The following is an 11,582-nucleotide window of genomic DNA, read 5'->3' as shown; positions in this document are numbered from 1 at the left end:
GTGCCACAGAGTACTGGTGGGCCGCCGGCGAGGTTCCCGCTGATGCGGTTCCTTTTCCGGCGACCCCCAGCCCGAACCCGATGTGCGGCTTTCACCGCGGCGGGCTCTCCAGCGATTACGACGTGAGTCGCGGTGTCGGTTGTCCGGCGTGGATGTTGTCGTGGCAAGCTCGGCAGACCACGAGGGTCTTGCGCCTGCGCTTGGCCATCAGCTCCGCCCATGCCGGTTGTGGCCGTCCCGGCCGGTCGAGGTCTGCGAGTTTCCGAACATGATGCACCGAAATGTTCTCGGTGCGTTGGCAGATCTCGCACCGGTTCACCAGCAGCCGGTCGATCAGCTGCGTGTAGCGGACGATGCCGGGAACCAGGACGCGGTCGGTGACGACCGCGTCTAGTTGCCGCCTGAGTGGAATACCACCGAACCGTGCGACCAGCGGTTTCCTGCCGCTGCGTTCGACTCTGGCCTCGAAGCACTTGCGTCGCCCGTAGGGCGTGATGACGGTGGCCGCATACTTGCGCGCCATCTTCGACACCGATGCTCGGTGCTTGTTGGCCAGGGTTTTCAGCAGCGAGGTCTCCACCACCCATTGCAGCCGGTAGAGGCGAGCCACGTTCCCGGCTAGCAGGTAGTACTGGACGATGCCCCGCCATTCTGCTCCGTAGACGCTGACGATGGTGTGGTCGTCCTCGTTCAGCAGATCGGCCCTGCGCTCGGGTTTGCCGCGCGCCAGGTATGGGGCTTGCTTGGCCTTGATCACCGAAGACGGAACCCGCAGGCTCACAACGCCGTTGATGCTGCGTTTGCCGCGGGTGTGCTTGCCGTCGTTGTGCAGCACGGTGATCTCGTAGCCGAGGAATTTCGCCGCCTGGGTGCGGGCGTGCGTGATCAGCGTCTTGTCCTGCGACAGTTCCAGTGTGAGTTCGTCACGCAGGAACGTCGTCAGGCGCTTCTTGATCTCCTCGGCCTCGGCTCTGGGTCCGGTGAACCCGAGCAGGGTGTCGTCGCAGTAGCGGACATAGCGCAGCCGCCGGAAACCGGGATCACGCGGATCCCCGCTGGGCATGCTGCGCAGTTGCCGCCGTAGTTCCCGCGCTTGCGCGTGGTCGCCGCGCCGGTGTGCCCGGTCTCTGGCGGCACGCACCCTGGCATAGGCGGTGTCCTGTTTGCGGATTCGCCCTCGGGTGTATTCCGGGATGAGAACCGTTTCGACGAATGTGTCCAACCGGTGCAGATAGATATTGGAGAGCACGGGTGACACCACGCCGCCTTGCGGAACCCCGCTCAGTGTCGCGTTCCAGACCCAGTCCTCCAGGTATCCGGCCTCGAGCATGTTACGCATCAGCCGCAGGAACCGGTTATCGCGGATCTTCTCCGACAGCGTCGAGAGCATGATTCCGTGATCGAAGCTCCCGAAGCAGTCGGCGACGTCTCCCTCGATGAACCATGTTGTCCCGGTCCAGGTTCTGGCCACTTTCCGCAGCGCGGTGTGGCAGCCCCGGCCGGGACGGAATCCGTGGGACAGGTCGGAGAACGTCGGTTCGTAGTAGGCATCCAGCAGGAGTCGCACCACCTCACCGACCAGCTTGTCCGACCATGTCGGCATCCCGAGTGGGCGGGTCTTCCCGTTCTCTTCGGGATGTGCACCCGCCGGACCGGGCGAAAACGGTAGCGCTCGTGGCGCATCGCCTCGATGATCCGGTCTATTTTGTCCATCGACATGCCGTCCACGGTTTCCCCGGTGACCCCAGGCGTCATCGCTCCCTTGTTGGCGTAGATGCGCCCGTAGGCCAAAAGATACAACTGCGGGTTGAACAACTGCCGATACAGTTGCTCCAACGGCAGGCCAGCCCTGCCGCGTTCACGCAGGACACCGAGAACCGTTTCGGCGCTCTGCATTACGCATACCTCCCGATCGTTCGATGTCCGAATCACCTGGCCCCCTTCGCCCATGCGGACGGCTTTCCCGTCCTCCTCGGCCGGGCGTGACTCCGGCGACTACTATGAGGCCTCCGTCGCCGTAGGACTCGCGTCCCGTAGGCGATCCCATGTTCGTCCTGGCTGTACGTGACAGCGTGACGTAGACGTCCCACTCATCCCCTTCAATGCCCTCATTGGGCATCGTTCCGCGCTCCGGAAGTTGCCCTTGGCCCATGGCACCAGACCGGGGCAGAGCGCGGCGTCGGCTTCGGGCGTAGAATTTCCGACGGATGCGACCTTCCATCAACTGGGGATTGGGATTCAGGCAGTTCAGCTTTCGTCTTATCACGCGGGTTCCACGACGCCCCGTCTCCAACGCCTGAGCACGGCCGCCGCTTCAATGGCATGCTGCTGTCCCCTTCACCTTTCGGCTCCAGGTAAGCCATCGAACCCAAGAACCTCCTTCCGAGTTCCTCCCGCCTGAGGCGGGGATACAACCAGGCGCCTCATGGCGCACTGCCAGCGGTCCGAAACTTGGGTTGCCGCAGGTCGTGCACGACGCACGGCTTCGGCATAGGTCGTGGAACCGTCTCGCACGACCGTCGTGATCTGCGTGTGCCCGGCCAGCCACGCGGCGAGGGTGGCGGACTTACGGTCGGATAGGACCTCGATGCGGTCGTGGGTAACCGGGTCGATCACGACCGTGGCGTACCGGTGCCGACGCAGCAACGCGAAATCGTCGACGCTGACCACCGCCGGAATCGGCCTATGCGGCAAGGGTATTCCCAGCAGCACCCGCACGGCGGTATTTCGGGACAACCGGACCGACAGCCGTTCCAGCAGCCGGGCGCCGGCCTGTCCGGCAAGTTCGCGCACCACCGACCGCACCTGGCAGGTCAGACGTGTGGTGCGGCGCTGGTAGCGTTCCAGAACACCGGCTACCTGCTCGCGAAAGGTGTTGCTGCGACAGCCTGCGGTTGGGCAGACCAACCGGCGGACCTGCACGTTCACGGTCACCGGACGCCCGTCGAGCGGCACGTCGGCGAGTCTGCGCCAGTGATAGCCGTGCACCCGCGTGGACCTGGCACCACAGCCCGGACACGCCGCCGGATCGTCGGGCGTTCGTGCCCACACCACAACCTCACGACCCTCGTCGACCACATCCTCCACCACCAGCGGTGACAACCCCGAAAACACCATGGCAGCAGGCACATTCACCTCGCACACCGCAACATCGTGCCGTCAAGATCACCGAATCACCACCGGAAGTGCACAAGAGCCGTTAGATTGACAGACCCGTGCTTGTGGGCATTCCTGCGTTTCCAGTTGCACTAGGGTCCGTCCTCAAAGCCACATCAGCAGGGTGGCCAGGTCGAGCACGGGTTGGCTGCCTACTTCGACAAGCTCGACGTCTCCGAGGCGCTTGCTCACGAGCTGGCTGCAGTGTGCATGGATTCCGGGCCGTGCACGGCGGCGGATCTGAGTGGTCGGCTGCCGTTTCGCGAAATGATCGGTGATCCGTTCGATCCGTTGTGGCGTGCGGTGATCCCAGCGATCACGACGTTGACGATTCGGTTGCGCCGATATCCGTCCGCGCCGTCGTTTCTGCTGCATTGGCGTGATCCCGAGCGTGTGGCGACCGCGGCGGGTGTCTATGACGTGATACCGGCCGGGGAGTTTCAGCCGTCGAGCGTGGCGTTGTGGGATCGGCGCAACGACTTCTCGCTGTGGCGCAATATGGTCCGAGAATTCTCGGAGGAGTTGCTGGGGCGGCCGGAGCACGATGGCAGCCGTAGCGAGGCGATCGACTACGACCGCTGGTCGCTGTATCAGCAGCTCGGTGCCGCACGGGAGAAGGGCAAGCTGAGCTGTCACCTGCTGGGAATGGGCGTGGATGCGCTGACTTTGGCGGCGACGATCTTGACCGTTGTCGTTGTCGATGACGATGTCTTCGATGACATTTTCGGGACCACGGTGCAGTTCAACGAGGAAGGCGAGGTCGTGGCGATCGGTGACGGCCGCGCTGCCGACGGTGTCCCGTTCACCGGGGAGGCGGTCCAACGGCTGCTGACGAGTGAACCGATCGCCGCGCCTGGTGCGGCCTGCTTGGCGTTGGCATGGCAGCATCGGAACAGCGTGATCGGCTGACGACCTCGGGGAGCAAGGTATGGGCGCGGATACCCGCAGACTGACAGCAAGCGAACGGGCTTGGGTGAGTACCCGCGCTTACCTGCGAGAACAAAGATCTGCACTGGACACTGCCGCGGCGGCGAATTATCCACGCGCGCTCCGGGCCGGCGACTCGGCCTTATTGACTCGCCGCGAATGGACACCGGCCGCTCCATTGCGGCTGGAGAGCATTGCGCTCGAGTGGTCGCCTGAAACATCGGGGGCGTCAGCGGCCTCGCTGCCGTCATCGGCTCTCCCGATCCGCGAGAGCGGTGAACCGTACGAAACCTACGCCGAAGCCGTCGGCGAGATCGCCGCTCCGGCTGTGTTCGAGAATCGACCGACCTACCGCCTCTTGTCCGCCGACCTGTCCACGAGCTCACCAACTATGCGGTTCGGCATAGGCCACTACTTCGACGGCGTCAACGTCGGCGAAGCCGCAGCCCACGAGTTCGCCTCGGCGCACCGCGGACACGCGACCGGCTCCGGAGGGGTTCGATCGGCCATCGCGGATCCATGCGATCTCACGCAGCGTCCGGCCAACCTGGCCATCAGCACATTGACGATCCGCCGCGACGCCGATTCCGGTGCGAGATCGTTTTTGCTGCATTGGCGTGACCCCCGCAAGGTGGGGCATGCCGGAGGGATGTACCAGGTGGTTCCGGTAGGGATCTTCCAGCCATCCGGGTACGCCGAGTGGAACGCGAGCAACGATTTTTCTTTGTGGCGCAGCATGGTTCGCGAGTTCGCGGAGGAGCTGTGCGGTGTAAGTGAGGACCACGGCAGCGAAGAGGCACCCATCGACTACACCTCCTGGGAGTTCGCCGCCCGCATGGAGCGAGCCCGCCGGGAAGGAACCGTCACGGCGTACTGCCTCGGCCTCGGTGTCGATCCACTGAGCTATGCCACCGATCTGCTGACCGCGGTCGTCATCGACGGACCGGTCTTCGACTCCTTGTTCGGCGCCACTGTCACCAGCAATGCCGAAGGGCGGGTACTCGAGTTGCAGCCGTTCACGACCGACCAAGTGGAGCGCTTCCTCGCCGATCATCCCGTTCAGGCTGCCGGAGTGGCGGCGCTTCGTCTCGCGGTCTCCCAATTGGATTGAGCCCTCATACAACTGGCTGTTGTACAGCAGTCAGTTGTTAGCGTCGCGGTGGTCGCCGAGGCGACGATACCTGCGTGGAAAACACCGACTGCACCGCACCGGCCCGTGTTGTGGTGACCGGCGCGGCGGGGTTCATCGGCTCCAGCCTCGTTGACGTGCTGCTCGAACGCGGCTACGAGGTCTCGGCCGCCGATCGCCGCGATGCCCGTGACCCGATCGCGTGTGTGAACCTCGCGCACGCCCGCCGCCATCCACGGCTGCGGCTGCAGTTGCTCGATCTCGCCGAGGCCGACCTGTCGACACTCGTCGCTGAGGCCGACACCGTTTTCCATCTCGCGGCCGTGTCCGGGGTCCGCGACTCCTGGGGCGGCCGGTTCGACGACTACGTGCGGTCGAACATCCTCGCTACCCAGCGACTCGTGACCGTGTGCGAAAACGCCGGGGTGCGGCGGCTGGTGCTGGCGTCCTCATCCAGCGTCTACGGTGACACCGATCGCCCCAGCCGGGAATCCGACCCCACCGCGCCGTTGTCGCCGTACGGGGTGAGCAAGCTCGCCGCCGAAGGGCTGTGCCTGGCACACGCCCGGCGCCGGGACACCTCGCTCAGCATTGTAGCGCTGCGGTACTTCACCGTGTACGGACCACGCCAGCGGCCAGGCATGGGCATCAACCAGGCGCTGCTGGGATCCATGTTGGGCCTACCGGTTCCGCTGTTCGGAGACGGCAGCCAGCGCCGGGAATTCACCTACATCCACGACATCGTCACCGCGACCCTCGCCGCCGCGCATGCCGATGTCGGCGGTGTGGTCGTCAATGTCGGCGGTGGAGCCAGCACATCGATGCGTGAGGTGTTCGAACTCGCTGAGCGCGTTACAGGGCGGGCGGTGCCGGTCCGGCGGATGCCGGAGCAGGACGGCGATGCCGCCGCTACTGGTGCCGATCTTGGTCTTGCGCGACATCTGCTCGGCTATCGGCCGACTGTCGGTCTGGAGGAGGGCATGCGACGACAAGCGGCCTGGTTGGCGAGTCTGCCTGCACCGACGAGGGTTTCATTGCTGCCGAAGTACATGAAGGAGTCTCGATGTTCAGTGTGACCGCTGACTCGGCGAACGAGTTGTTCGCTGCGACCTGCACTGCGGTGTGTCGCAACGGAGCTGATGTGAGCCCGCGCGGAATGGCGACCACCGAGGTTCTCGGTGCTCACCTGCATCTGAGGAATCCGCGGCGCCGACTGGTCGACCTGCCACCCGCGCGGGTGATCAATCCGGCGTTCGCGGTGGCGGAGACATTGTGGATTCTGTCGGGGTCCGACGATCCCTGGATCTTCCGCTACAACCGGACGCTGTCCCGCTACAGCGATGACGGACGCCTGCAAGGCGCGTACGGGCCACGGATGCGCCGCTGGCGTGGACGCATCGATCAGCTCGACCGGGTCCGCGACATCCTCACCCGAGATCGCGATTCTCGCCAGGCCGTGATCCAGCTGTTCGACCCCGAACGTGATACCCGTGGTCACCGCGATGTTCCCTGCACGCTCGGCTATCGGTTCTTCATCCGGCACAATCGGTTACACATGCACACCACGATGCGCAGCCAAGATCTGTGGCTGGGGTTCCCGTACGACCTTTTCGCGGCCACCATCCTGCAGGAGTTGCTCGCCGGGTGGCTCGGAGTCGCATTGGGGGAGTACCACCATTTCGTCGACTCGCTGCATTTGTACGACAAGCATGTCACCGCCGCACACCATCTGGATGCCGCGCCGACCGCCTCGCCGTCGATGCCGCCGATCTCGGTTGCCTGGGATGACCTCGGCACCGTGCTGGACACCGTGATCGCCGGACGCGAGCCGGGGACCGAGTCCCCGATGTGGGCGTCGTTTGCCACCGTGATGGCGAGCTATCTGCGATGGGCGGATGGTGATCGCCTCGCCGCACGGACGATGGCTGCGGGCGTGCAGGATGATCTCGGCCGCGCCCTCGAACGCTGGTATGAGCACCTGTCGGCGAAAACCGCGCTGATGGCCGGCATAGCGGGGCCGCTCGGATGATCTCGCGAACCGCCTCATCGGCCCGTGTCCTGGGATTGTGCTCCTACACCCACGACTCGGCCGCCGCATTGCTGATCGACGGCCGGCTGAGCGGATTCGTCGAAGAGGAACGGCTGACCGGCGACAAGCACACCAGCACCTATCCCGAACGCGCCGTGGACTGGCTGCTCGCCGAGCACGCGTTGACGCCGAACGACATCGACGTCGTGGCCTACAACTTCCAGCCGCACCGATACCTCACCGCCCTGCAACAGCTGCCAGGTCACCTGCTGGGGCCCGACACCCGGGCTCGTGCGCTTCCGCGCGCCGCCAGCTTCATGCGTGTGGCCGCTCGGACACGGTCCCGAATCCAGCAATTGGCCAAGCGGTTTCCCCACGCGCGGGCGCATGCTGTGTCCCACCATCGCGCGCACGGCCTCTACGCCTTCGCTTCTGCTGGCTATGACGAGGCGGCAGTGCTCGTCGTGGACAGCCTCGGCGAGACCCACACGACCACGATCGGCCACGCCACACGCACTCCTGCCCGATACCGAATCATCGAATCGACCACGGACCCCGCATCTCTCGGCTACGTCTACGGCGCGGTGACCGAGCACCTGGGGTGGCGCCGCGGCGACGAGGAAGGCACCGTGATGGCGCTGGCAGCACTCGGCGATCCCGGCCGGTTCGCTGAGTTGTTCGCCCGCGCCATACCCTTGACCGAGAACGAGTTCACCGTCGATCCGACGCTCATCCCGCTGCGGGTGCTGTCGAGCCGTTACCCGCGGGTCAGCGAAGCGTTCATCGCCGCGACCTGCCCGCCTCGGCGCAACGATTCCGCTGTCGACCAGGTGCACCAGGACCTGGCCGCCGCTCTGCAACAGCGCACCGAGCAGATCATGCTCCACCTGGCCCGGCGCGCACGCGCCCTGACGGGTTCGCGACTGCTCTGCGTCGGTGGTGGCGTCGCGGCCAACTGCGTTGCCGTCGCGAAGATCATCGACTCCGGGCTGTTCGACGAATTGCATGTTCCACCCGCTCCGGGCGACTCGGGCACCGCCATCGGCGCCGGAATCGAGACCCACAGGGCCAACACAGCCGTGCTTCCGCTGGCTGTCGAACACCGCGGCTACCTGGGGCCTTCCTACGCCGGTGTGAGGATTCCGAAGGTTCCACGCCCTGGCCTGACAGCGCAGCGTCCGGACCAACCCGCTCGGGTCCTCGCCCGGCAGTTGGCCGAGGGCCGCATCGTTGGACTCTTCCACGGCAGAGCGGAAGCCGGCCCGCGCGCGCTCGGCAACCGATCCATACTTGCCTCGCCGCTGCTGCCTGATGTCGTCGACCGGCTGAATGCGACCGTGAAATTCCGGGAGCCGTTTCGGCCGTTCGCGCCCGTGGTACTGGCGTCGGCGGCGCAGCAGTACTTCACGCTGGGCCAGCCCGCGCCGTACATGTCGTTCGCCTCTGGTGTCACCGAGCTGACGCGGAACAAGATCGGTGCCGTGGTGCACGCCAACGGCACCGCGCGCGTGCAGACCGTCACCGCAGACCAGAACCCCTTCCTCGCCGAGGTGCTCGGTGAGTTCGCCGATATCACCGGGGTGCCGGTGCTGATCAACACTTCGCTCAATGTGAAAGGCAAACCGATCTGCGGCACGCCCGACATGGCGTTGGACTGCCTCATCGGCAGCGGCCTCGACGCGCTGATGCTCGAAGGTTGGTGGATCACGAAATGCTGATCGGCTACAGCTTCTGGGGATTCCTCGGGCCCGGCATCGTCGACACACCCGACGGAGGCCGCAGCCATCGCAGAGTCCTCATCGACGGACTACGCGCCCGCGGGCACGATGTGGTATTCCTGCAAGCCAACCGCGACTACGTCGAAGCACGACTCGACCTGACCGACGAATATCGGTGGGATCCGGGGTTCCCAGCGATCGACGTGTTGTTCCTGGAGTGGCGTTGGCCGATCCCGGGCCGCAACACGACCGCCTGTGGCGCCACGAGCCATACCTGCGATCTGCACCGGCAAGACGAACTCGTCAACCACTACGCCCGCCGCGGCACCCGAATCATCCTCTGGGACAAGGACCGCCAACTCCCCGCCGACGACCCCATCCGATCGTCGACCAACGTCGTCGTCTGCGAGGCGGCGCTGCATCCCACCGCTGGAGCGGTCCCGCTGCTGTTCCCTGTCGACGACACCGTCTTGGACACCGCCGATCCCGCCACGCTGTGCGCTCGGCGTCGCGATCTGGAACTCGCTTATGTCGGCAACCAGTACGACCGCGACCATGCTTTCGGCATCTACTTCGCGCCAGCCGCCGCCGCGCACCAGCATCTGGTCGCCGGAAAGTGGACCGACACCGCGGGCTGGCCGCACGTGTGGTTCACCGGCCGCGTCCCGTTCACCGAGGTCGCCGAGATCTACGGACGGGCCTTGGCCACGATCCTGCTAGTCCCCGACCGGTACGCGACCGCAGGGCAGATGACACAGCGGATCATCGAGGCGGTCACCGCCGGATGCGTGCCCCTCGTCCCGACCTCGATCCGCAGCGCTCAGACGTTCGCGCCCACACAGCTGCACATCCACGACGGCGTGACCGCCGCACACCGGATCACAGAACTGCGCGCTCTCGCCACGACATCACGCCATGTCGCCTTGCTCACCGAATGCCTCACGCGGCTGTCGGCCTTTCGGCTGTCACGGCAACTCGACACGCTCGACACGCTGCTCAACACCCGACACGCGCAGGTGATCGCACCATGACCGACGCTCTGCGGCCCAACCCGGATGGTGGCCCGCTAAGGTCTGCACGCATGGACAGGATCGCCATCCTCGGCTGCGGCGGCTCCGGCAAAACGTTCCTGGCGAACCAACTCGCCGCCCTGCTCGACGTGCCGCTGACCCACCTGGACAGCATCTACTACGACGCCGACTGGAACCCCATGCCGCAGGAGGAGTTCGCCGACCGGCAACGCGAACTGGTCGCGCGGCCTCGCTGGCTGCTGGAAGGAAACTACGCCGGCACCCTCCCGATCCGGCTCCAAGCCGCCGACACCGTGATCTTCCTCGACCTACCCGCCGCGACATGCCTGCTCGGCATCCTGCAACGACGGCTGCGCTACCGCGGCGGACAGCACACCAACGGCGTCTACGACCGCATCAGCTGGAGTTTCGTCCGCTACGTCTGGGCCTACCGCAAGACCATGCGACCGAAAGTGCAGCGGCTGATCGCCGAGCACGGCACCCACATCCACCTGATCACCCTGTCCAGCCGCCGCGATACCGCGCGGTTCCTGCGAACCCTGCACGCGGAACGCTCTGCCCGCACCTGACCTATCGCCCGGGAGGCGACCTGTCCATGCCCGCCACCCCGTTCACCGACCCCCACTTCGTCGCCGAGTCCCTCTACAGTTCGGCGACGCGCCTCACACAACGAACTCGCTCGCTGCACACGGCGAAGATCAGCGGCGAAGACGCGGCAGCCACCATCGTCGAACTCGCCGCACAGCGCGTCACCCACCCGCACACCATCTGCGATATCGGTTGCGGACGCGGAACCACCACACTCCGGCTGGCGGCCGACCTGCGGCCACGACGGCTGCTTGCCCTCGACCGGTCGCAGGCGCTGCTCGACATCGCGGCAGCTCGCACACGACACGCTGGGCACGTCCTCACCGGGATATGCGCGGATTTCCATCGAATGCCCCTACCCAGCGGCTGTCTGAGCCTGGCCGTGGCCGCGTTCTGCCTCTACCACTCGCCGCACCCGCAGACCGCCGTAGCCGAGATCGCCCGGTGCCTGGAACCCGACGGGACAGCTGTGCTGGTCACCAAGTCGGCCGACAGCTACGCCGAGTTGGACGAGATCATCGCGACCACCGGACTCGACACCGCCGCGGCCACGCGCCCCAGCCTCTACCAGGCATTCCACAGCGGAAACGCCGCCCGAATCGTATCGGACAGCCTCACCGTCGACGACATCGTGCACCAACGGCACGAGTTCCGATTCGACAGCCTCGACGCTCTCGCCGCGTATGTGACGACATCACCGAAATACCTACTGCCCGAACAGCTCCGAGATCCCACGAGACTGGCCGGCGAACTACGTCGTCGAATTCCGGATCGGCCGGTCGCCGCGACGTCGACGGTCACCTATGTCGTGGCGGTGGCGCCATGACCGCGCCGGTATACATCAAGCGCTACCGCGACCCGGCACGCGCCGCCGCGGCGGCAGCCCACCACGCGTGGCTGGCCGGACTCGGGGTGCGAGTCCCGGCACTGCTCGAGGCGGCCGAGAACGTGCTGGTCTTCGAACACCTCGGTGATTGCCTGCCGGGTCCGCAAGACCTCGTGAT

The 11,582-nt window shown here is 65.7% G+C and carries 10 protein-coding genes and 2 pseudogenes; 9 read left to right on the top strand and 3 right to left on the bottom strand.

Going from position 1 to position 11,582, the window contains the following annotated elements; genetic code table 11:
- Positions 1–115 precede the first annotated feature (115 nt).
- The 3 genes and pseudogenes from NA4_RS44045 to NA4_RS24290 all read right to left on the bottom strand — a co-directional run.
- Entirely contained in the window at positions 116–523 is a 408-nt protein-coding gene (locus tag NA4_RS44045; protein ID WP_444980044.1) for an HNH endonuclease, read from the bottom strand.
- Positions 518–1,621, bottom strand: a pseudogene (locus NA4_RS43760) (reverse transcriptase/maturase family protein); the annotation flags it as partial. The pseudogene NA4_RS43760 and the gene NA4_RS44045, both read right to left, overlap by 6 nt.
- Before the next feature lie 815 nt (positions 1,622–2,436).
- A pseudogene (locus tag NA4_RS24290) lies at positions 2,437–3,117 on the bottom strand (ISL3 family transposase); the annotation flags it as partial.
- A 183-nt stretch (positions 3,118–3,300) separates the two neighbouring features.
- On the opposite strand from NA4_RS24290, the gene NA4_RS24285 reads away from it, so the two are divergent.
- From NA4_RS24285 to NA4_RS24245, 9 genes are all read left to right on the top strand, one after another.
- Entirely contained in the window at positions 3,301–4,065 is a 765-nt protein-coding gene (locus NA4_RS24285) for a hypothetical protein (protein ID WP_067474371.1), read from the top strand.
- Positions 4,066–4,411: 346 nt separating this feature from the next.
- Entirely contained in the window at positions 4,412–5,194 is a 783-nt protein-coding gene (locus tag NA4_RS24280) for a hypothetical protein (RefSeq protein ID WP_218022378.1), read from the top strand.
- Between the two features lie 74 nt (positions 5,195–5,268).
- The gene (locus NA4_RS24275; protein WP_218022377.1) at positions 5,269–6,288 is read left to right on the top strand and encodes an NAD-dependent epimerase/dehydratase family protein; all 1,020 of its coding nucleotides are present in this window, start codon (positions 5,269–5,271) and stop codon (positions 6,286–6,288) included.
- Positions 6,276–7,241 (top strand): thymidylate synthase, encoded by a 966-nt coding sequence (locus NA4_RS24270; RefSeq protein ID WP_067474367.1) that lies wholly within the window; start codon positions 6,276–6,278, stop codon positions 7,239–7,241. Before NA4_RS24275 ends, NA4_RS24270 begins: the two co-directional genes overlap by 13 nt.
- Positions 7,238–8,959, top strand: a complete 1,722-nt coding sequence (locus NA4_RS24265) for a carbamoyltransferase family protein (protein WP_067474365.1) — start codon at positions 7,238–7,240, stop codon at positions 8,957–8,959. Before NA4_RS24270 ends, NA4_RS24265 begins: the two co-directional genes overlap by 4 nt.
- A complete protein-coding gene (locus NA4_RS24260; protein ID WP_218022375.1) occupies positions 8,938–9,990 on the top strand; it encodes a CgeB family protein in 1,053 nt (350 codons plus the stop codon). The genes NA4_RS24265 and NA4_RS24260 overlap by 22 nt, the downstream gene beginning before the upstream one ends.
- A gap of 50 nt (positions 9,991–10,040) precedes the next feature.
- Positions 10,041–10,559, top strand: a complete 519-nt coding sequence (locus NA4_RS24255) for a P-loop NTPase family protein (RefSeq protein ID WP_067474376.1) — start codon at positions 10,041–10,043, stop codon at positions 10,557–10,559.
- Positions 10,560–10,585: 26 nt separating this feature from the next.
- A complete protein-coding gene (locus tag NA4_RS24250; protein WP_084497403.1) occupies positions 10,586–11,404 on the top strand; it encodes a class I SAM-dependent methyltransferase in 819 nt (272 codons plus the stop codon).
- Positions 11,401–11,582 (top strand): hypothetical protein (locus NA4_RS24245; protein WP_218022373.1); only part of this gene is annotated, 182 nt, incomplete at its 3' end. The genes NA4_RS24250 and NA4_RS24245, both read left to right, overlap by 4 nt.

The organism is Nocardia amamiensis NBRC 102102 (assembly GCF_001612745.1).
Lineage (GTDB): Bacteria > Actinomycetota > Actinomycetes > Mycobacteriales > Mycobacteriaceae > Nocardia > Nocardia amamiensis.
The sequence above is the reverse complement of the archived record's forward strand: the minus strand, read 5'-3'. Positions and strand labels throughout refer to the sequence as shown.